A 20,326-nucleotide genomic window follows, 5' to 3' on the forward strand; every position below is an offset into this window, starting at 1 on the left:
ATGCAAAGCGGAGAAGCTTTCAGCGCGGAGATCGGGGCAGCGGCGGCTGCCCTGGCGGAGTCGTCTGCTGTGCTTGAGGTTCTCCTTGGCGGGGCCGCTTGTGGTGACGACGCCGGTATCGACGGCGCCGATCCTCTGCAGGTGCGGTCGGATGCGTACCTGGATGGGTTGGCGGAGGTGGCCCGGGCCGAGTCGCGGTTGGCGGCGGTGAAGGTCTGGTTGGCGGCGGGGTATGCGCATGTGACGGAGACCTTGGCAGGTCCTGTGGCCTCGCCGCAGGACCACACGGCACGGGAGATGGGGACGGTCGCGGAGGTGGCGTGTGTGCTGACGGTCAGCGAGCGGTCCGCATCGGCGCTGCTTTCGGATGCGCAAGCGCTGACCGGATCATTGCCGTTGACGTTGGGGGCGTTGCAGGCCGGGGAACTGTCCTGGCAGCACGCGAGAGTCATGGTGGATGAAGCCGCGGGCCTGGACCGGGCCGCTGCCGCGGCGCTGGAGGGGCATTTCCTGGATCCGGCGGCGCCGGTGCCGGCGCGGGGGTGCCCGGCGGGGGAGTTGGTTCCGGGCCGGTTCCGGGCGAAGGCCCGTTCGTGGCGGGAGCGTCACCACCCGGCCAGTATCGAGGCCAGGCATGTCCGCGGGGCGGGAGATCGCCGGGTGGAGTTCATTCCGGACCGGGACGGGATGGCCTGGATCAACGCGTACCTGCCGGCCGCGACTGCCACGGGGATCTTCGACCGACTCACGGCCGCGTCGCGGGCGTTGCAGGGTCCGGCCGAGGCCCGGACCCTGACCCAGCTGCGGGCGGACGTGGCCGCGACGTTATTACTGACCCGCGGCGCCGCCCCAGCCACCGCGGGCGGGCCCGGCGGGGTTTGCGCCGGGGTGCCGGTACCGCGGGCTCAAGTGCTGGTCACCGTCCCGGTGTTCTCGCTGCTGGGAGCCACGGAGGAACCGGCTGTGCTGGACGGGTACGGGCCGATTCCGCCGTCGATGGCCCGGGAACTGGTGGCGGAGGGGGCGGATTCGATCTACCGTGTCCTGGTCGATCCACGGGACGGGGCGCCGTTGGAGATAGGCCGTACCAGCTACCGGATCCCGAAAGCCTTGCGGCACTGGCTGCGGCTCAGGGATGCGAAGTGTTCCTTCCCGGCGTGCAACAACCAGTCCCTGGACACCGAGGCTGATCACCTGCTGGCCTGGTCCAACGGCGGTAGCACCGAGATCAGTAACCTGGCCCAGCCTTGCCGGAAGCACCACCGCCTCAAGCACACCACCGCCTGGACCCCCACGACCGCCACCCCGGACCTCACTGGCCCGACTCCACGCCACGCGACTGGCGAGGCGACTGGCACCCCGACTTGCCCGACGACATGCCTGGCGACTGGTCCGAGGCCTGGCCGGAGAACCGTGCCGGTGACTGGCCCGACAGCCGGTTCGGTGGCTGGTCGGAGGCTTGTCCGCTCCCGCCGGACGTCGAGGACCCGCCGTCGGATCCCGGGCCGGACCCGGATCAGGAACTACCCGCGGATCCCTTCCCCGACTGGTATCTCTTCCCAGCCCCCGACGCCGCCGAACCGGACGACTTTGAGTGGTCGCTCGTCGCTTGACCGGCCACGCGCCCGATAATGATTAGGCTTGGCCAGCTAGTGACTTGCCGCCTTGGAAAGTAACCATTAGTCTTTCCGCTATGGAAAGTGATCTTCAGCGGCCCTCCGGTGACGGGGCGAGAGCCGCATTGAACGAACTGACTGCTGACCGAGAGCGGCTCGCGGAAAACGTCAGGGTGCCCCGGGCGCTCATGGCAGGCTTCGGTGGAGTGGCCGCCTGGTGGGTGGGCATGGCTGCCGCGACGTCGCCGGGGCAGATGTACCAGCCGCCGGCAATGGGGTGGCTGGCCCTGGCTGTTTCGCTCGTCTTCGTTCACCTGGTCCAGCGTGACACCGGGATCCGCTTCCGCCGCATGGGGCCGCGGGCGCTGGTGGCCGTTGCCGGCGCTGTCGTGGCCTGCCTGGCGCTCTACAGCATCTCTCTGGCCCTGGTTTCCCTCGGGCTGCACTGGGGTGTCGTTCTCACCAGCGTCACGGCGTTCGCGTCGACGACCTGGCTCGCCGGAGTGGCTTACAGCTCGGCCGTGGCCCGCCTCCGCCATGGCTGAGGCGGCGTTTGATGAGGTCATTCACGCCCCGCTGCGGCTTCGCATCTGCGGTCTGCTCAGCCCGGTGGACCGGCTCGATTTCGCGGTCATCCGCACGGCGCTGGGCGTTTCGGACGCCACCCTTTCGAAGCAGCTGAAGACGCTGATCGCCTCCGGCTACGTCGCGTCGTCGAAAGCGGCTTCCGCGGGCCGCGATGATGCACGACGCATCACCTGGCTGTCCCTCACGCCCGACGGCAGGCGCGCTTTCGACGCGCACGTTCGCGCCCTGCAGGAGATCGCCGGACTCAACCCGAAGTAACGCCCGGCATAGTACCTACCGGAACAGTTCCTACCGGCGGGTGCGCTTCCGCAGTGTGACGGCTTCTTCGGCGGTTTCCAGCAGCCGGCGGGCCGACTCGTCCCAGCTGAAATCCGCCGCCCGCTCCACTGCCCGGCCCGAGCGCTGCTTCCACAGCGCCGGGTCTTCCAGGGCGCGGACCGCAGCGGCGAATGCCGGGGGGGAGTCGGGGGCGACATAGCTGACTGCGTCGGCACCGACCTCGCGGAAAATCGGGATGTCGCTGGCGATCACCGGCGTGCCGTGCGCCATCGCCTCCACCAGGGGCAGGCCGTAGCCCTCGGCGCGGGACAGGCTGACCAGCGCGGTGGTGCGGGCCAGCAGTGCTTCGTACTCGGCGTCGGTCACGCCGTTGTGGAACACGATGTTCGCGGCCCCGGGCGCCAGCGCCTCGAGCTCGGCCCTGCGTTCGGGAGTGATCCGGCTCAGAAGGTGCAACGTCATCTCCGGCAGCTCGGCCATGCCGCGGACCAGGGTCTCAACGTTCTTGTAGGGCATGAACGAGCCCATGTACAGCAGCGTCTTCTCGGCCCCTGCGCCGGGATCGCGCGGCGTGATCCCGGGCTGCGGGGCGTTGCCCACGATCCGCACGGGCCGCTTGGTCAGGCGGTATTTTGCCATCAGGGCCTCGGTGGTGGAACTGATGGTCGCTACGACGTCGGCCCGGTTCAGCAGCACCCGCTGCGGCCAAAACGCCTTGTGGTACAGCCGCCACAACATCCGCACCGGGGCCGGCAGGAACCCGGGAGGCGCCGGGTGCTCGTAGTAGATCAGGTCGTGCAGGGTCAGGACGAGGGCGTACTTGCGCCCCCAGCTGCCCATGGTCTGCATCGGGCACACCACGACGTCGGCGCCGAGCGGGTTGATCTTGCGGGCCACGAACAGTTCCGCCGGCGACAGCGGGCTGTTGATCAGCGTGTAGGGAACGTCCGGCAGCAGGGCCAGCTGGCGCCGGTCGCTGATCAGCATCGAGACGTCCGCGATTTTCGCTGCGGCCGCGATCAGGCTGGAGCCGTAGCGGCTGATGCCGTCATGGTGGTCGAGCCTGGTGAAGCGGGCGTCAATGAGAATTTTCACGCGGCATGGTCCTTCAAGAAGCGGCGGATAAAGCCCGCGGCGGGTTCGGGGGTTTCGTAGTGGATCAAGTGTCCGACGCCGGGAATGACTTCCAGGGTCCCGTCCGGCAGCAGCGGCAACAGTTTGTGCTGGTCGGGAAGGGCTGCGATCTCGTCCTCCGCGCCGGCTACCAGCAGCACCGGCAGCGCCAGGCGCGGCGCCACCTCGGCGACATTGCTGCCGACCGAGGCCTTGAAGGCTTCCAGCAGGCTGTCGCGGTCCGCGAAGGCGGAGAAGTAGGCACTGTGCTGGTCGTGCACGAACCGCCGCAGGTCCTTGTCGCGGGTCTTCGCCATGGTCTCGCTCATCACGCGCACGATCAGCTGATTGCGCAGCAGCGCAATTCCAAGCCGGCGGGGGAGCCGGGCGGCCGCCTCGTAGTAGAGCACCGCGGCCTTGGTCATCAGGCCCTTGGGGCCTTCGAGGGCGGGCGCGGCGATGGGGTTGATAAGGATCAGTTCGGCCACCGCCCCGGGGTGGTCCGCCACGAAGTGGCTCGCGATGATCGACCCGAAGGAGTGTCCCAGCAGGACCGTCTCCGGTCCCAGCCCGAGGGCAGCCATGAAGTCACCAACGAACTTTCCGTAGCCGGCGACGCTGTGCTCTCCGGCGCCGCCCGCGGCCTCGGAGACGCCGAAGCCCGGCAGGTCCGGCATGATCAGCCGCATCTCCGGCAGCTGGTCCACCACCCGCAGCAGCCCGTGGTGGTCACCGCGGAACCCGTGAATCACCAGGATCGTCCTGGTGGCAGCGGTCGCCTGGACGGGTTCGTAGGTCCAGTAGGCGACCCGGCTGCCGTTGATCTCCGCCGTGGCGGCCCGGCTCCTGGCATCCAGGCCGTCGCTGAGCAGGGGAACCCGGGGCGATGACCCGGCCGCCACGTCGTCCATGCGTCCGGTCCTAGTTGACATTGTCGGGGTTCGAACCGGTGCGGAAGCCACGCTCCAGGCCGGCCAGGGCGTCGAGGTCGGCGGTGCTGAGGCTGAACCCGAAGATGTCGTGGTTTTCGCGGATCCGGGCCTGCGAACTGGCCTTGGGGATGACGACGTTGCCCAGCTCCAGGTGCCAGCGCAGGATGATCTGCGCGGCGGTGCGATGATGTGCCGCGGCGAACTCCAGGATGACCGGATCCTCCAGCACCTGCCCGCGGCCCAGCGGGCTCCACGCCTCGGTGGTGATCCCCAGGGAGGCGTGCAGGGCGCGCAGTTCGGACTGCTGCAGCCAGGGGTGCAGTTCGATCTGGTTGACCGCGGGGACCACTTCGGCGCCGTCGAGCAGCCGTTCCAGGTGCGCCGGCTGGAAGTTGGAGACGCCAATCGCCCGCACCCTGCCCTCCCGGTACAGCGTTTCGAGGGCCCGGTAGCTCTCCGTGTAGAGACCCCGCTGCGGGCACGGCCAGTGAATCAGGTAAAGGTCGACGTACTCCAGCCCCAGCTTCGCGATCGAGGTGTCAAAGGCGCGCAGGGTCGCGTCGTAGCCCTGGTCGTCGTTCCAAAGCTTCGTGGTTACGAACAGATCCTCGCGGGTGAGCGAGGGGTGCAGCTCGCCCGAGCCGCCGGTGGAGCCGTTGAAGGCCGAGAGGGCGCCGATCGCTTTCCCGACGCCGGTCTCGTTTCCGTACATCGCGGCGGTGTCGAAATGCCGGTACCCGGCCTCGAGGGCCATGGTCACCAGGCCGGCGGCGTCTTCGGGCGGCACCTTGTACAGTCCGAAGCCGAGTCGGTCCATCAGCACGCCGTTGTTCAGGCTCAGCCGCGGGGAGATTCTCATAGCGAAGACTCTACCCAGTCCGACGCCGGGGACGGGGGAGACGGGCCGTCAGGACAGGCCTTCGGCGCTGACCAGCCGCCGGGCGCTGGCCTCGTCGAGGATGAGGTCGGTCGCCAGTCCCGCCGCCAGCGCGCCGCGCAGCCCGTTGATCTTGGACGCGCCGGAGACGACGCAGATCCGCCGCCGCACCTGCCGCAGCTCCGCCAGGTCGGGCCCGGTGGACCGTTCGTTGAGCGTGATGCCGTCCGAGGAACCGTCCGCGCGGAAGAACACGGTGGCAACATCGCCCACGACGTCGGAGCTCGCCAGGACGCTCAGGTCATCCTCGTCCAGGTAGCCGCCGGCGTACACATGGCTGGGGTAGTCGGCGTCGACGGACCCGACGCCGAAGATGGCGATGCTCATCCGGGACTGCAACTGCAGGATGCGCTGGACGCTGCGTTCATTCCACATCGCCTTCTTGGTGGCCGCATGGTCGAAGAACGCCGGCACCGGAAACTGCTCAACCCTGGCGCCGTAGGCGCTGCCGAAGCGGCGCATGATGTCCGAGGCGTAGGTGATGCCCGTGGTTTGCATGTTCCCGGCGCCATTGAGCTGGACAATGATGCTGTCGTGGGTGATCTTGCGGGTCAGGTGCCGGCTCACGGCACTGAGGGTCGAGCCCCACGCCACCCCGATGATCGCGTTCGAATCGACCAGCGGACCGATCGTGCGGGCCGCCTGCATCGCCACCCGGTCCAGCGTTTCCGCCTCGTTCAGCGTGTCCACCACGGGGACAACGTGCACATCCACCTTGTACTCCGCCCGGATCATGCTCGCCAGTTCGGGGCCGGTGTCCAGCGGGCTGCGGATCTGGATCTGCACCAGCCCGGATTCCCGGGCCGCCGAGAGCAGCCGCGAGACGGTCGAGCGCGAGGTCCGCAGCTCCCGGGCGATGGCATCCATCGTCAGGTCCTGGAGGTAGTACAGCTGGGCGGCGCGGAGGGCGTCGGACGGGCGGGTTGGCGACATTCCATTTCCATTCTGCACGTTTGTGCATAGTGCTTGACTCCATTTTCCATTAGTCCAAACAATAGTGGTGAACGGCGGCCCGCCTACCGGCGCGCCGCAGAGCAGCAATCCCGAGGGAGCAGTTTTGGGAAACCAGGTAATACCGGCCAATCCGGCGTCGAACGCACCACGCACATCCGTGCAGCGACTGAAGGACCGGCCCCACGCCCAGGTGCTCATCATCGGCGGCGGTATCAACGGAGTCGGAACCTTCCGGGACCTCGCCCTCCAGGGCGTCGATGTCGCGCTCGTGGAACGGGGCGACTACTGCCAGGGCGCCAGCGGTGCTTCCTCGCACATGATCCACGGCGGAATCCGGTACCTCGAGAACGGAGAGTTCCGCCTCGTCCAGGAGTCTGTCGTCGAGCGCAACCGGCTCCTGCGCATTGCCCCGCACTACGTCAAGCCGCTGCAAACCACCATTCCGATCTTCAGCACCTTCTCCGGCATCCTCGCCGCACCGCTGCGGTTCCTGACCCACAAACAGCAGGGCGCGCCCAAGGAGCGGGGCGCGTTCCTGATCAAGGTCGGCCTGAGCCTCTACGACTTCTTCTCCCGCGACGGCGGCACCGTCCCGCGGCACCAGTTCCGTGGCCGCAAGCGTGCCCTCGCCGAACTGCCCCGGCTGCACCCGGGCATCAAATACGCCGCGACCTACTTTGACGCTTCCGTGCACAACCCCGAGCGCCTGACGCTGGACGTGCTGCAGGACGGGGAAAAGGCCGGCGCAGCGGGCGGCAACGGCGCCCGCGCCAGCAACTACCTGTCGCTGGTCTCCATGGGTGACGGCGGCGCGCAGGCCGGTGCCAAGGCCGGCACGGTTCAGCTGCGTGACGAACTGACCGGCGAAGTCTTCGACTTCAGCGCCGACGTCGTGGTCAACACCACGGGCGCGTGGGTGGACCTGACCAACCAGGCCATGGGTGCCGCATCGGCCTTCATGGGCGGCACCAAGGGGTCCCACATCGTCCTGGACCATCCGGAGCTGCTCGACGCCTGCCAGGGCCGGGAAATCTTCTTCGAACACACCGACGGCCGGATCGTGCTGATCTACCCGATGGGTGACCGCGTCCTGGTCGGCACCACCGATATCGACGCCGACCCGTCAGAGGACACGGTCTGCACGGACGCCGAGATCGAGTACTTCTTCGACCTCATCGGCCACGTCTTCCCCGACATCACGGTGGACAAGGACCAGATCGTCTACACGTTCTCCGGCATCCGCCCGCTGCCCCGGCACGACGCCACGCAGCCGGGCTTCGTCAGCCGCGACTACCGCATCGAGCGCCGCGGCGACGCCGGCGGCCCGGTGGTGCTCAGCCTCGTCGGCGGCAAATGGACCACGTTCCGTGCCCTGTCCGAACACCTGAGCAACGACGTACTCGCCGAGCTCGGTTCGCAGCGGAAAGTCTCGACGGCGAAGCTCGCCATCGGCGGCGGCGCGGACTTCCCGGCCACCGAGGACGGCGTGCAGCGCTGGATCAAGGCCCACATGGCGGCCGGCCGCGACGCCGACCGCACAGCCGGCCTCCTGACCCGCTACGGCACCCGCGCGGCGGACGTCATCGCCTTCCTCGACGAGGGCCCCGACGCTCCGCTGCACTCCACCCGCGAGCTCAGCGTCCGTGAACTGGAGTTCATGGCACGCAACGAGCAGATCGGGCACCTGGTGGACGTTCTCATCCGGAGGACCTCGCTGGCCTTCCGCGGGCTGGTCACCGGTGAACTGCTGAACGAGGTCGCGGAGATCCTTTCCGGCCCGCTCGGCTGGGACGCGGCGGCGCGCGCTGCCGAAATCGATCACGCCCAGGAGGTGCTCCGACGCTTCCACGGCGTCCAGGTGCACAGCTTGGTCGCCTGATGACTTGCGTGTCCGGCGGGCCCGCCCTCCGGACACAAGGGCTGCGGGGTTACTCCCAGGGGAACCCCGCAGTGGCAGGCCGGCAGCGCGAAACCGCTGCCGGCCCAACAGCCCTTCAAACTCGCGAAGGGCTGACAACAGAAAATAGAGGAGTCAAAGATGTCTCTTGGAATAGTTTTCCTGTCCGAAGTATTCGGCACCGCAATGCTGACCTTGCTCGGCTGTGGCGTTGTCGCCAACGTCGCGCTTAAAGGCACGAAGGGCAACAACGGCGGGTTCCTGATGGTCACCTGGGGATGGGGCATTGCCGTCTTCGCCGGTGTCTTCGTTGCAGCCAAGTCCGGTGCGCACCTGAACCCGGCCGTCACCTTCGGCCTGCTGCTCAACGGCAAGAAGGAGTTTGCTCCCGGCGTTCCCGTCGACTTCGCCTCCACCCTGACCTACTTCGGCGGGGAACTGCTCGGCGCCTTCCTGGGCGCCGTCGTCATGTGGCTCGCCCACAAGCAGCACTTCGACGTCGAACCCGAGCCCGCCAGCAAGCTCGGCGTTTTCTCCACCGGCCCCGCGATCCGCTCCACCCCGTGGAACCTGATCACGGAAATCATCGGCACCTTTGTCCTCGTGTTCGTCATCCTGACCTTCGGCGGAACCCCCTCCGGTCTTGGCCCGCTCGCCGTGGCCCTGCTGGTCGTCGGCATCGGCGTCTCGCTCGGTGGCCCCACCGGTTACGCCATCAACCCGGCCCGTGACCTCGGCCCCCGCATCGCGCACGCGCTGCTGCCCATCAAGGGCAAGGGCTCCTCGGACTGGAGCTACTCCTGGATCCCCGTCGTCGGCCCGCTCGTTGGCGGCGGCCTCGCCGGCATCGTGGCAGCCGTCGTGCCGATCATCGCCACCGCCGCCGCCTGATCCACCCCGGGCACGACCCGTTCGATTCGCATCACTTCAACCGCAGGCCCAACAGACAAGGACGTCAGCATGAACCAGTACGTAATCGCCATCGACCAGGGAACGACCAGCACCCGGGCCATCGTGTTCGACCACAGCGGCAGCATCGTGTCGTCGGGCCAGATGGAACACGAGCAGATCTTCCCGCAGGCCGGCTGGGTGGAACACGATCCGGCCGAAATCTGGAACAACACCCGTGAGGTCATCGCCTCGGCACTGTCCAAGGCGAACCTGACCCGCCACGACATCGCCGCCGTCGGCATCACCAACCAGCGCGAAACCGCCGTCGTCTGGGACAAGACCACCGGCAAGGCTGTCTACAACGCGATCGTCTGGCAGGACACCCGCACCCAGTCGATCGTTGACGAACTCGCCAAGGACGGCGGGCCGGAACGCTTCAAGCAGAAGGTGGGCCTGCCGCTGGCGACCTACTTCTCCGGCACCAAGATCAAGTGGATCCTGGACAACGTCGACGGCGCCCGCGCCAAGGCGGAGGCCGGTGACCTGGTCTTCGGCAACACCGACAGCTGGGTGCTGTGGAACCTCACCGGCGGGACCGACGGCGGCGTGCACGTCACCGACGTGACGAACGCGTCCCGGACCATGTTCATGGACCTGGAGACCCTCTCCTGGGACCAGGAGATCCTGGATGCCTTCGGCGTCCCGGCGTCCATGATGCCGGCCATCAAGTCCTCCTCCGAGGTCTACGGCACGGTCCACACCTCCCAGCTGCTGCGCGAAGTTCCGGTCGCCGGCATCCTCGGTGACCAGCAGGCGGCCACGTTCGGCCAGGCCGCCTTCGACACCGGCGAGGCCAAGAACACCTACGGCACGGGCTGCTTCCTCATCTTCAACACCGGCGAGGAAATCGTCCACTCCAAGAACGGGCTGCTGACCACGGTCGGCTACAAGCTCGGCGACGCCAAGCCGCACTACGCGCTGGAAGGCTCCATCGCCGTCACCGGCTCGCTCGTGCAGTGGCTGCGCGACAACCTGGGCATGATCAGCAGCGCCCCGGAGGTCGAAACCCTTGCCGCATCGGTCAAGGACAACGGCGGCGTGTACATCGTCCCGGCGTTCTCCGGCCTCTTCGCCCCGTATTGGCGTTCCGACGCCCGCGGCGCGATCGTCGGCCTGACCCGCTATGTGAACAAGAACCACATCGCGCGTGCGGCGCTGGAGGCCACCGCCTTCCAGACCCGCGAGGTGCTCGACGCCGTCAACGCCGACTCGGGCGTGCCGCTGAGCGAGCTGAAGGTCGACGGCGGCATGGTTGCCAACGACGCGCTGATGCAGTTCCAGGCGGACATCCTCGGCGTGCCGGTGATCCGGCCGAAGGTGGTGGAGACGACGTCGCTCGGCGCCGCCTACGCCGCCGGCCTCGCCGTCGGCTTCTGGAAGGACCTGGGCGAGTGCTCGGCCAACTGGTCCGAGGACAAGCGCTGGGAGCCGCAGATGGATGAGGCCGAGCGCGACCGCCAGATGCGGCTCTGGAAGAAGGCCGTGACCAAGTCCATGGACTGGGTCGACGAGGACGTGAAGTAGCGCCTTAGCCCCTAAAAGGGGCCGGAGACTCCCGCCCGCCCGCTTCGCGGTGCCCACCACACCATGGCGGGGAGTCTCCGGCCCCTTTTTGTTGCGTCCCCTCTTCAGCCGCTCGGGGCGACTTACGGTCGGGGGGTTTGCGGGTGCGCTAAAGTAGTCGTATGCGCGCGATCCTTCTGCTTAGCTAGCCGCCCGGCATCCCGACGACAACCCGGATTGCCGAGCGGCAGCCCCTCCGTGGCGAGGGGCTTTTGTGTGTCCGGGACTAATACCGGCCCGCAGCAGGGGACCCAGGGATCAGGCGTGCACGCCTGATCCGACACGATCGAATGAACAGAAGAGGCCAGCAGTGAGCGTTCAGCCGGAGACAGAAGCCGGAACAGCAGCAGCCGGCGCGAGCGAAAGCCCCGAAGAGGGCGCTTACAGCTTCGCCGCCATGGAGGCCAAGTGGCCGCAGGTCTGGGAGGACCTCAAGGTCTTCACGCCCCTGGATGACGGCTCCAAGGAACGCCGCTACGTGCTGGACATGTTCCCGTACCCCTCCGGCGACCTGCACATGGGCCACGCCGAAGCGTTCGCGATGGGCGACGTCGTCGCCCGCTACCTGCGCCAGCAGGGCTTCGACGTGCTGCACCCGATCGGCTGGGACTCCTTCGGCCTGCCGGCCGAGAACGCCGCGATCAAGCGCAACGCGCACCCCAGCGAGTGGACCTACGCCAACATCGACACCCAGGCGGCGTCGTTCAAGCGCTACGCGATCTCCGCCGACTGGTCCCGCCGGCTGCACACCTCCGACCCCGAGTACTACCGCTGGACGCAGTGGCTGTTCAAGCGCTTCTACGAGCGCGGGCTGGCCTACCGCAAGGACTCCCCGGTCAACTGGTGCCCGAAGGACCAGACCGTGCTGGCCAACGAGCAGGTCGTCAACGGCGCCTGCGAGCGGTGCGGCACCGCCGTCACGAAGAAGTCCCTGAACCAGTGGTACTTCAAGATCACCGACTACGCCGACCGGCTGCTGGACGACATGGACGAACTGCGCGGCCACTGGCCCGAGCGCGTCCTGGCCATGCAGAAGAACTGGATCGGCCGGTCCGAGGGCGCCCACGTTACGTTCGCGATCGAGGCCGACGGCGGGAAACCCGCCAAGGACGTCACCGTCTTCACCACCCGCCCGGACACGCTGTACGGTGCGACGTTCTTCGTCGTCGCCGCCGATGCGCCGCTGGCAGTGGAACTGGTCACCGACGAGCACGCCGCCGCCCTCGACGCGTACCGCGAGCAGGTCAAGGCGCTGTCCGAGATTGAGCGCCAGTCCACCGAGCGCGAGAAGACCGGCGTGTTCACCGGCCGCTACGCCATCAACCCGCTGAACGGCGAGAAGCTGCCGGTCTGGGCCGCGGACTACGTGCTGGCCGACTACGGCACCGGCGCCATCATGGCCGTCCCCGCCCACGACCAGCGCGACCTGGACTTCGCCAAGACCTTCGACCTGCCCGTCCGCGCCGTTCTGGACACCGGCGAGGAGGACCCGGCCGTGTCCGGCACCGCAACCGCCGGCGAGGGCACCCTGGTCAACTCCGGCGCCCTCGACGGCCTGCCGAAGGCCGAGGCCATCCCCGCCGCCATCAGGATCCTGGAGGAGCAGGGCACGGGGGAGAAGTTCGTCAACTTCCGCCTGCGCGACTGGCTGCTGAGCCGGCAGCGGTTCTGGGGGACGCCGATCCCGATCATCCACTGCCCGGCCTGCGGCGAGGTCCCCGTCCCGGACGACCAGCTGCCCGTGACGCTGCCCGCGGACCTGCGCGGCGAAGACCTGTCCCCGAAGGGCACCTCGCCGCTGGCCGCCGCGGAGGCCTGGGTCAACGTCGAGTGCCCCTCCTGCCACGGGCCGGCCAAGCGTGACACGGACACCATGGACACCTTCGTGGACTCCTCCTGGTACTTCCTGCGCTTCGTCTCCCCGCAGTACACCGAGGGCCCCTTCGACCCGGCCAGGATCAATGACTGGATGCCGGTCGGCCAGTACGTCGGCGGCGTCGAGCACGCGATCCTGCACCTGCTCTACGCCCGCTTCTTCACCAAGGTCATCCACGACCTGGGCCTGATCGAAGCCGACGAGCCGTTCAAGGCGCTGCTGAACCAGGGCCAGGTCCTCAACGGCGGCAAGGCCATGAGCAAGTCCCTGGGCAACGGCGTGGACCTGGGCGAGCAGCTCGACAAGTACGGTGTCGACGCCGTGCGCCTGACCATGATCTTCGCCTCCCCGCCGGAGGACGACGTCGACTGGGCCGACGTCTCGCCGTCGGGCTCCGCGAAGTTCCTGGCCCGCGCCTGGCGGCTCGGTCAGGACGTCACCAGCGCCCCGGGCGTCGACTTCGCGACCGGTGACCGCGCCCTGCGCACCGTCACCCACCGCACCATCGCGGACGCCGAAGCCCTGCTGGACCACAACAAGTTCAACGTAGTGGTCGCGAAGCTGATGGAACTGGTCAACGCGACCCGGAAGACGATCGACAGCGGTGCCGGCGGCGCCGACCCGGCCGTGCGCGAGGCCGCCGAGGCCGTTGCGGTCATCCTGAGCCTGTTCGCCCCCTACACGGCCGAGGACCTGTGGAACGTGCTGGGTCATCCTGCGTCGGTGGCGAACGCCGGCTGGCCCACGCACGACGAGGCGCTGCTGGTGCAGGAGACGGTTACCGCCGTCGTCCAGGTCCAGGGCAAGGTCCGGGACCGCCTCGAGGTTTCCCCGGGCATCGCCGAGGATGAACTGCGCGAACTGGCGCTGGCCTCCGAGAACGTCCAGCGTGCGCTGGACGGCCGTGGGATCCGCACCGTGATCGTGCGGGCGCCTAAACTGGTCAACATCGTCCCGGCCTAGCCGGACAAGCCGTTCGTGATCCGGCCGCTGGCAGACGCCGGCGGCCGGATCTCTTTCCAGGAGGTGCTTCGTGCCGGACCGTGAGCCCCCGGGCTGGCCGTGGTTGCGTGAGCGCCTGGCCAGGCTCCGCCAGGCGGGCCGTCCTGCCGCGGTCCCGGTACCGGCGGCGGTCCGGATCGCCGTGGTCACGGACTCGGCCGCCGCGCTCCCGGCTGAGTGGGTGCGGGACTTTACCGCTGACGGCCGCCTCACCGTCGTGCCGATGCCCGTCATGGTCGGGGACGAGATCTACGGCGAGGGCGAGGATGACATTGCCGAAACCATCGCCGTAGCCCTGGCCAGCGGCGTTCCGGTCCGTACCTCCCGGCCCTCGCCCGGCCAGTTCGAACAGGCCTTCCAGGCCGCTGCCGCCCGCGGCTTTGAATCGGTGCTGTCGCTGCACATCTCCGGCGATCTATCCGGCACTGCCGACTCCGCCCGCCTTGCCGCAGGCAGGGTGGGCATCCCGGTGGAGGTCCTGGACTCGCGCACCGTTGGGATGGCCCAGGGGATGGGCGTGCAGAGCGCCGTCGTAGCGGCCGCCGACGGACGCGGTCTGTCCCAGGTCAAGGCGTTTGCCGAGGAGCGGCTGGCCCGGACCCGCGTGTACTTTTATGTGCCAAGCCTGGAGCAGCTCCGCCGCGGCGGGCGGATCGGCGCCGCCGCCTCGCTCTGGGGCACAATGTTCTCGATCAAGCCGATCCTCGCGGTCGACGGCGGCAAGGTCGTGCCGCTGGAGAAGGTCCGGTCGGCCCCCCGCGCCATCGCCCGGCTGGAGGAGATCGCCGCCGCTGACGCGCTGTCACGGCCGCGCGGCGAGGCCCGGATCGCCGTGCACCACTTTGGCAACCAGTCCGAGGCGGAGAAGCTGTCGGCCAGGCTGGCCGCGCTGCTGCCCGAGTGTCCGCCCGCACAGATCAGTGCGTTGCCCGCCGTGCTGGCGGCCCACGCCGGTCTCGGCGTCCTCGCGGTGATCGTGGGGGAGAGCAGCACCCCGCCCGCCCTGGCCGCCGGTCCAGCTGGTGGTCTGGCCGCCGGCCCAGCCGGTGCGCGCGGGCCTGCGGTGCCGCGCCGCCCTGCCGAACGGCACGGAGGCGCGTCCGGTTCCGCGGAGTCCGCCGGAGACCTGTCCACATAGCGCCGCCCGGTCCTATCCTGCGCCGCAGCGCGTTCCTAGGCTGGAGCGCATGTCGCGCCGATCCGGGGAAGCTGCCCGCCGCAGCGCAGCAGGGCCGACCCTGCACCGCTGGGACGCCAGCCTGGGCCCCGCCACGGACCGGGCGCCGGCAAGACCGGCGGACGACGGCGGGCAATTGGTCGGCGGGCAACGGGCTGGCGGTCAACCGGTCGGCGGGCAACGGGCTGGCGGGCAACCGGTCGGCGGGCAAACCGCGGCCGAGCAACCCGCCGCCGAGGCGTTGTCCAGCCGCGGACTGACCCGCCGCCCGCCTGCGGGCGCGTTCCGGTCGCGGACCGGGCGGCGGGCAGCTGTCCTGGTCGCCGTTGTTTCGGTGCTGTTGAGCACCTGGTTTTGGTGGCAGGCGGCGGCTGGCGCACCCCGCGTCTTGCCCCTCGGCGGGCCGCCCGGCCCCGAACGTGCCGCGGGCGGCGGGGAGACGCCGCCGGCTGACGGCACAGATACTGCAGGCGCTGACCCTGCCGGCACGGAAGCTGCCGGAACGGAAGCTGCGGGCATTGAGGCTGCCGGGCCGGGCGGGGGCGGCGCCGATCCGGCAGCTCCGGAAGACGGCGGCTCCGGGCCTGCCGGCACGATCATCGTCCATGTTGCCGGGGCGGTCGCCCGCCCCGGCATAGTGGAAGTCCCGCAGGGCAGCCGGCTGCACGAGGCAATCCGGGCGGCAGGCGGAAGCACTCCGGGCGCTGATCTGGACCGGCTAAACCTGGCGGCCGTCCTGGCCGATGGCCAGAAGGTTCTCGTCCTCAAACGCGGCGACCCTGACCCGCCGTCAAGCGACGGGGACGGTGCCGACAGTAGTGCCGGCAACGGTGCCGGCAGCCGGGGCAGTGGAGCCGCACCCGCGGGCACCGCGCCGCCGGGCGGCAAAATCAACCTGAACGGCGCCGGCGTCGAGGAACTGGCCACGCTGCCGCGGGTGGGCCCGGTGCTGGCGCAGCGCATCGTCGACTGGCGCAGGGAGCATGGGAACTTCGGCAGCGTCGCCGAGCTCGACGCCGTCGAAGGTATCGGGCCCAAGCTGCTGGCGTCCCTGCTGCCGCTGGTGGAGGTCTGAGATGGCGGCGGGGCAGCCGCGGCCATGGCAGGCCTTGCGGGACGCAGCTGCCCGCACGATCGCCGGGGAACCAGCCGGACCACCCATTTCCGAAAAGAGCGGTTCCGCGTGGCGTCGCGCCTGGGACCGCTCATGGAACAACGCAAGGCGCGGCGCATGGAACCGCGCATGGGACTACTGGCGGGATCATGCCCCTCGTGCCCTCCGCAGGACGATGGCTGGCCGGCCGGCAGCACCGGCCACACCGGCCACACCGGCAGGGAGGCCGGAACGCCGGCGCCGGACCGACCTTCGGCTGTTGCCCGCCGTCGTGTCCGTCTGGGCAACGGCCGCGGCCTGCGGGCTCCTGGAACCCGCTGCCATTGCCGTGGTGTGCGGCGCGCAGGCCGGAGCGGCGGCACTGCTGCTGGTCCGGCGCCCGCGGCGCAGCTCCCAACGCCGGGGCCGGCCGCGCGGCCAGGACACCCGCGGCCGCCGGTCCCGCACCCCTGGCGGCGCGCCCGGCGGTCAGTCGCCGCACCAAAGCATCCGGGCCACGCTGGCCCTCGCCCTTTTGCTCTCCTGCGCCGCGGGTGGCCACGCCGCCGCGGGCTCCGTCCAACGGCACGCCAACGACGTCGCCAGGGCCATCTCCGGGGAGGCTGCCGTGCTGGCCGAGCTGGACGTGGCCGAGGATCCGCGCCGGCTCGCAGCCCCGGACCGGCCGGGCTCTGCCGGGCGCTGGGCGGTGCCAGCCACGCTTCGGGTGCTGGCCTTCGACGGCCGCCGCGTTGAGGTGCGGGTGCCGCTGGTCGTCATGGGCGGCCAGGGTTGGGAGCAGGCCCGCCCGGGCCAGCGGATCCGCGCCACCGGCAAGCTGAAGTCCGCGGGCTCCGCCGGGCGGGAGGCCGGAATCCTGGCGGCGTCGTCCGCTCCGACCGTGCTGCGGGACGCAGGCGGGTGGACCCGCGCCCCGGCGGACCTGGCCCGGAACTTCGGCGCGGCCTCCGCCGAGCTGGCCGGAGATGCCGCCGGCCTGCTGCCCGGGATGATCACCGGGAACACGGCGAGGCTCGATCCGCAGCTGGCTGCGGCCATGCAGACCGTCGGCATGACCCACCTGACCGCTGTCAGCGGAGCGAACTGCAGCCTGGTGCTCGGTGCGCTGGTGTTGGCGGCCCGCTCCCTGCGTTTCCCCAGGCCCGCTGCCGCCGCCGCGGCCCTGACGGGACTGTTGCTGTTCGTGCTGATGGTCGGGCCCGATGCCAGCGTCCTGCGGGCGGCGGTGATGGGGGCGGTGGGACTGGCCGGTCTCGCTTTCGGTCGCGCCGGCCGGGGCCTCAGCCTGCTGTGCGTTGCTACGACCGGTCTCCTGCTGACCGATCCGGCGCTGGCCACCGACATCGGGTTCGCGCTCTCCGTCGTGGCCACGCTGGGCATCGTCGCGGCCGGGCGGTCCATCATGGACTGGCTGCCGGCAGCGGTGCCCCGGAGCCTGGCCGCAGCGCTGGCTGTTCCGCTGTCCGCCCAGCTCTTCTGCGGCCCCGTGATCGTTCTGCTCCAGCCTCAGTTCTCCAGCTACGCCCTGCCCGCCAACCTCGCGGCCGCGGTCCTGGTCGCACCCATCACCCTTCTCGGTACTGCCGCCGTCCCGCTCCTCGCAGCAGCGCCGGCCCTGGCCGCGGTTCCCATCGCCGTTGCCGGCATCTTCGCCGGCGCGGTGGCAGCAATCGCCCGGTACTTTGCCGGGCTGCCGGGCGCGGCGCTGCCCTGGCCGGAAGGGGCTTTTGGCGCGGCCACCATGGCGGCGTTCTCCGTCCTGTCGCTGGCCGCAGTCTGGCTGGCCTGCCATCCTGCCGCTGCACTCGCCGCTTTGCCGGAGATGCACCGGCGCACCGCCCGTCTGCTAGGCCGGCTCCTCGACCGGCAACCCGCCCCGCCGGGCAGGACGCCGCCGGGCTCCGCTTCGGGCGCGGGGCGCAGGCCCCTCAACAGGCACGTCAACGGCCCCGCCAGCACATGGAGCGTGGCGGTACGGACCGGCTTGGTGGACGGTGCCCGTCGTGGCAGGCTTAGAGTCTGTAAATTTACCTTTCGGAGGAACCACCAGTGGCTGCTGCCCAGACCCAACGCGCCCGGACCACGGCCACGAACACCGCCTCCTGGCGCGATGTGACGCCGGCTGCGGTGGTGCTGGTCGCGGGGCCGGAGGACTACCTCGGCTCCCGGGCCATGGACCGGATCCGCGCGCAGGTCCGGGCGGCCGCGCCCGACGTCGAGGTGACCCGGCTCAACGCCGGCAGCTATGAACCGGGCAGCCTGGCCATGAACGTCAGCCCCTCGCTGTTCGGCGAGCAAAAGCTGATCGAGGTCGAGGGCCTCGAGGCGATGAACGATGCCTTCCTCGCCGACGGCCTCAAATACCTCGCCGGGCCGGAGCCGGACGCCGTGCTGGTCCTGCGCCACAGCGGGGGAGTGCGCGGCAAGAAGCTCCTCGACGCGGTCAAGGCCGGCGGCTGGCCCGTGGTGGACTGCCAGCCGCTGAAAAAAGACGCTGACAAGGCCGCGTTCGTGGCCGCCGAGTTCAAGGCCGCCGCCCGCCGGATCGAACCGGACGCCGTGCACGCGCTGGTCAACGCGGTCGGGGCGCACCTGGCCGAACTCGCCGCGGCCTGCAGCCAGCTCATCGCCGACGCGACCACCGCCGTGGACACTGAGATGGTGGACCGCTACTACGGCGGCCGGGTCGAGGCCACAGCCTTCAAAGTCGCGGACGCCGCCATGGCCGGCAACGCCCCGCTGGCCCTCTCCACACTGCGCCACGCCCTCGACACCGGCGCCGACCCCGTACCGATCGTCGCCGCCCTCGCTTCCAAGCTGCGGTCGCTGGCCAAGGTCGCCGGCGCGCGGGGCTCCTCCGCGCAGATCGCCAAGGAACTCGGCATGCAGCCGTGGCTGGTGGAGCAGGCGCAGCGTGAGGTCCGGCGCTGGACTCCGGAGGGCCTGGTCCAGTCCATCCAGGTCACGGCCGAGGCCGACGCCCAGGTCAAGGGCCTGTCGCGGGACCCGGTCTACGCCGTTGAGCACGCCGTCTCGGTGATTGCGGGGTCCGTCCGCCGCTAACGCGCGACGCGTCACCGCAATACCGGGCGTCGCCAGCGGTTAGCACGTTCGCCCGGCGCTCCGTCCGCCGCTAACGCGCGACCCGGCGCCGCAGTACGGTCCGCCGTTAGCGCTAGCGCCGCTCAGGAGCCGGGCCGTACCCCGCGTTTAACTGGCTGTGGCCGGCACCCAGGGGGTGCCGGCCACAATCATCAGTTCAGTGGAACTGGAAACCTTAGAGTGCGTTGACCTTCTTGGAGATCGCGGACTTGCGGTTTGCAGCGTTGTTCTTGTGCAGAACACCCTTGCTGACAGCCTTGTCGAGCTTGCGGCTGGCAGTGACCAGTGCAGCAGCAGCGGCATCCTTGTCGGTGGACTCAACGGCGGTGTTGACAGCGCGGATGGCCGTCTTCAGCTCGGACTTGACTGCGTTGTTGCGCAGGCGAGCCTTTTCGTTGGTCAGGATGCGCTTCTTCTGGGACTTGATATTAGCCACGTGTGAACTCTCTTTTTCAATGCGGAAAATGGTCTAGAGGGCTTTCAGATTGGCCATTGACTGAGCGGCGTGGGGATACCTATGGCGACCAACCATCTGTGGCCGTCGACCTGCACGGACACACAGCTGTCAATAATAGCAGAGCCGCGCCGCCGGTGGCGAGTTCGGGCCCGCGCCCGCGGGTCGCTCAGGACCAGCCGTGCCGGCTGCGCAACGCGGCCGAAATATCCCCGAACCGCCCGGCGTCAAGGATCGCGCCCTCGCGCCGCACGTCCAGCGGATTGATCTGCAGGACGCGGTCCAGGCGCGCCTCGCTGGGGCGCCACTGCCGGTCCCAGGGGCCGGTCCCGATGTCGACGTAGTCCTGGGCGCGGCGGTCATCGCCGTCGTGGTCCTTGCTGGTGAGCATCAGGCCCAGCAGGTAGCGGCCATGGGTGCCTACCAGCAGCACGGGCCGGTCCTTGCCCCGGCCGTGGTCCTCCTCGAACGGCACCCAGGTCCAGACGATTTCGCCGGGTTCGGGCTGGCCGTTGGCCGCCGGGTTGTAGCGGACCGTCGAGCGGCCCTGGAAATCGCCCGGGTAGGTTCCGGAGAGGCCGACGGCGGGCTTCCGCCGGGTCTTGGTGGTGGCCGCGGGCCGGCGGGGCGCCGCCGGGGCACCGCCGGAGCCAGCCAGCAGACGCCAGGCGCCGCGGAAGGCCCTGGCGAGGGAGCGAAGAGTCTGGGACATGGGGAAACCCTACCGCCGGGCGGGCCGCGCGCCGGGAAGGGCCGGGATGCGGTGCCACG

At 69.7% G+C, this 20,326-nt stretch carries 17 protein-coding genes; 11 read left to right on the top strand and 6 right to left on the bottom strand.

All coding sequences use genetic code 11. The features are described from left to right. The 3 genes from ASG71_RS11205 to ASG71_RS11215 all read left to right on the top strand — a co-directional run bounded on the left by ASG71_RS11205 (window position 1) and on the right by ASG71_RS11215 (window position 2,462). Window positions 1–1,632 carry an HNH endonuclease signature motif containing protein gene (locus ASG71_RS11205; RefSeq protein ID WP_056739209.1) on the top strand — a complete coding sequence of 544 codons (1,632 nt, stop codon included), beginning with the start codon at window positions 1–3 and terminating at the stop codon, window positions 1,630–1,632. Window positions 1,633–1,693: 61 nt separating this feature from the next. Beyond that, window positions 1,694–2,161, top strand: a complete 468-nt coding sequence (locus ASG71_RS11210; protein WP_056739211.1) for a hypothetical protein — start codon at window positions 1,694–1,696, stop codon at window positions 2,159–2,161. Then, window positions 2,154–2,462, top strand: coding sequence for a transcriptional regulator (locus tag ASG71_RS11215; RefSeq protein ID WP_056739213.1), 309 nt, complete (start codon window positions 2,154–2,156; stop codon window positions 2,460–2,462). Before ASG71_RS11210 ends, ASG71_RS11215 begins: the two co-directional genes overlap by 8 nt. 30 nt (window positions 2,463–2,492) lie before the next feature. Here the strand turns inward: ASG71_RS11215 and ASG71_RS11220 are convergent, their stop codons facing one another. From ASG71_RS11220 to ASG71_RS11235, 4 genes are read right to left on the bottom strand one after another with little or no spacing between them, the layout of a single operon-like run. Further along, window positions 2,493–3,578, bottom strand: coding sequence for a glycosyltransferase family 4 protein (locus tag ASG71_RS11220; protein WP_056739215.1), 1,086 nt, complete (start codon window positions 3,576–3,578; stop codon window positions 2,493–2,495). Continuing rightward, window positions 3,575–4,507: an alpha/beta fold hydrolase gene (locus ASG71_RS11225; protein WP_056739217.1), complete on the bottom strand. Its 933-nt coding sequence runs from the start codon at window positions 4,505–4,507 to the stop codon at window positions 3,575–3,577. Before ASG71_RS11225 ends, ASG71_RS11220 begins: the two co-directional genes overlap by 4 nt. 10 nt (window positions 4,508–4,517) lie before the next feature. Next, window positions 4,518–5,387, bottom strand: a complete 870-nt coding sequence (locus ASG71_RS11230; protein ID WP_056739219.1) for an aldo/keto reductase — start codon at window positions 5,385–5,387, stop codon at window positions 4,518–4,520. Window positions 5,388–5,435: 48 nt separating this feature from the next. Next, on the bottom strand, window positions 5,436–6,398 hold the full coding sequence (locus ASG71_RS11235; RefSeq protein WP_056739221.1) for a sugar-binding transcriptional regulator: 963 nt from the start codon (window positions 6,396–6,398) through the stop codon (window positions 5,436–5,438). Between the two features lie 139 nt (window positions 6,399–6,537). Between ASG71_RS11235 and ASG71_RS11240 the strand changes: the two genes are divergently transcribed. From ASG71_RS11240 to holA, 8 genes are all read left to right on the top strand, one after another. After that, entirely contained in the window at window positions 6,538–8,298 is a 1,761-nt protein-coding gene (locus ASG71_RS11240) for a glycerol-3-phosphate dehydrogenase/oxidase (RefSeq protein ID WP_157366428.1), read from the top strand. A 159-nt stretch (window positions 8,299–8,457) separates the two neighbouring features. Next, complete coding sequence (locus tag ASG71_RS11245; RefSeq protein WP_056739226.1) at window positions 8,458–9,207, top strand: MIP/aquaporin family protein; 750 nt, start codon at window positions 8,458–8,460, stop codon at window positions 9,205–9,207. 69 nt (window positions 9,208–9,276) lie between these two features. Then, on the top strand, window positions 9,277–10,791 hold the full coding sequence (gene glpK / locus ASG71_RS11250; RefSeq protein WP_056739228.1) for a glycerol kinase GlpK: 1,515 nt from the start codon (window positions 9,277–9,279) through the stop codon (window positions 10,789–10,791). Window positions 10,792–11,140: 349 nt separating this feature from the next. Beyond that, the gene (gene leuS, locus ASG71_RS11255; protein ID WP_056739230.1) at window positions 11,141–13,669 is read left to right on the top strand and encodes a leucine--tRNA ligase; all 2,529 of its coding nucleotides are present in this window, start codon (window positions 11,141–11,143) and stop codon (window positions 13,667–13,669) included. Between the two features lie 70 nt (window positions 13,670–13,739). Beyond that, a complete protein-coding gene (locus ASG71_RS11260; RefSeq protein ID WP_082575065.1) occupies window positions 13,740–14,846 on the top strand; it encodes a DegV family protein in 1,107 nt (368 codons plus the stop codon). Window positions 14,847–15,219: 373 nt separating this feature from the next. Continuing rightward, on the top strand, window positions 15,220–15,960 hold the full coding sequence (locus ASG71_RS16435; protein ID WP_414826675.1) for a helix-hairpin-helix domain-containing protein: 741 nt from the start codon (window positions 15,220–15,222) through the stop codon (window positions 15,958–15,960). 298 nt (window positions 15,961–16,258) lie between these two features. Beyond that, the gene (locus tag ASG71_RS11270) at window positions 16,259–18,115 is read left to right on the top strand and encodes a ComEC/Rec2 family competence protein (protein ID WP_082575069.1); all 1,857 of its coding nucleotides are present in this window, start codon (window positions 16,259–16,261) and stop codon (window positions 18,113–18,115) included. After that, window positions 18,049–19,062, top strand: coding sequence for a DNA polymerase III subunit delta (gene holA, locus ASG71_RS11275; protein ID WP_056739234.1), 1,014 nt, complete (start codon window positions 18,049–18,051; stop codon window positions 19,060–19,062). The genes ASG71_RS11270 and holA overlap by 67 nt, the downstream gene beginning before the upstream one ends. A 214-nt stretch (window positions 19,063–19,276) precedes the next feature. Here the strand turns inward: holA and rpsT are convergent, their stop codons facing one another. Beyond that, complete coding sequence (rpsT, locus tag ASG71_RS11280) at window positions 19,277–19,537, bottom strand: 30S ribosomal protein S20 (protein ID WP_056739236.1); 261 nt, start codon at window positions 19,535–19,537, stop codon at window positions 19,277–19,279. Between the two features lie 187 nt (window positions 19,538–19,724). Continuing rightward, window positions 19,725–20,267, bottom strand: coding sequence for a type II toxin-antitoxin system PemK/MazF family toxin (locus tag ASG71_RS11285; RefSeq protein WP_056739238.1), 543 nt, complete (start codon window positions 20,265–20,267; stop codon window positions 19,725–19,727). Window positions 20,268–20,326 lie beyond the last annotated feature (59 nt).

The organism is Arthrobacter sp. Soil763, from assembly GCF_001428365.1.
Taxonomy (GTDB): Bacteria; Actinomycetota; Actinomycetes; order Actinomycetales; family Micrococcaceae; genus Arthrobacter.

What these genes read in the sequence shown, in the direction of transcription:
- ASG71_RS11225 (WP_056739217.1), bottom strand. Translation starts at nt 4,507, where the DNA reads ATGGACGACGTGGCGGCCGGGTCATCGCCCCGGGTTCCCCTGCTCAGC.
- ASG71_RS11245 (WP_056739226.1), top strand. Translation starts at nt 8,458, where the DNA reads ATGTCTCTTGGAATAGTTTTCCTGTCCGAAGTATTCGGCACCGCAATG.
- ASG71_RS11210 (WP_056739211.1), top strand. Translation starts at nt 1,694, where the DNA reads ATGGAAAGTGATCTTCAGCGGCCCTCCGGTGACGGGGCGAGAGCCGCA.
- ASG71_RS11215 (WP_056739213.1), top strand. Translation starts at nt 2,154, where the DNA reads ATGGCTGAGGCGGCGTTTGATGAGGTCATTCACGCCCCGCTGCGGCTT.
- ASG71_RS11235 (WP_056739221.1), bottom strand. Translation starts at nt 6,398, where the DNA reads ATGTCGCCAACCCGCCCGTCCGACGCCCTCCGCGCCGCCCAGCTGTAC.
- glpK (WP_056739228.1), top strand. Translation starts at nt 9,277, where the DNA reads ATGAACCAGTACGTAATCGCCATCGACCAGGGAACGACCAGCACCCGG.
- ASG71_RS11230 (WP_056739219.1), bottom strand. Translation starts at nt 5,387, where the DNA reads ATGAGAATCTCCCCGCGGCTGAGCCTGAACAACGGCGTGCTGATGGAC.
- ASG71_RS11205 (WP_056739209.1), top strand. Translation starts at nt 1, where the DNA reads ATGCAAAGCGGAGAAGCTTTCAGCGCGGAGATCGGGGCAGCGGCGGCT.
- ASG71_RS11285 (WP_056739238.1), bottom strand. Translation starts at nt 20,267, where the DNA reads ATGTCCCAGACTCTTCGCTCCCTCGCCAGGGCCTTCCGCGGCGCCTGG.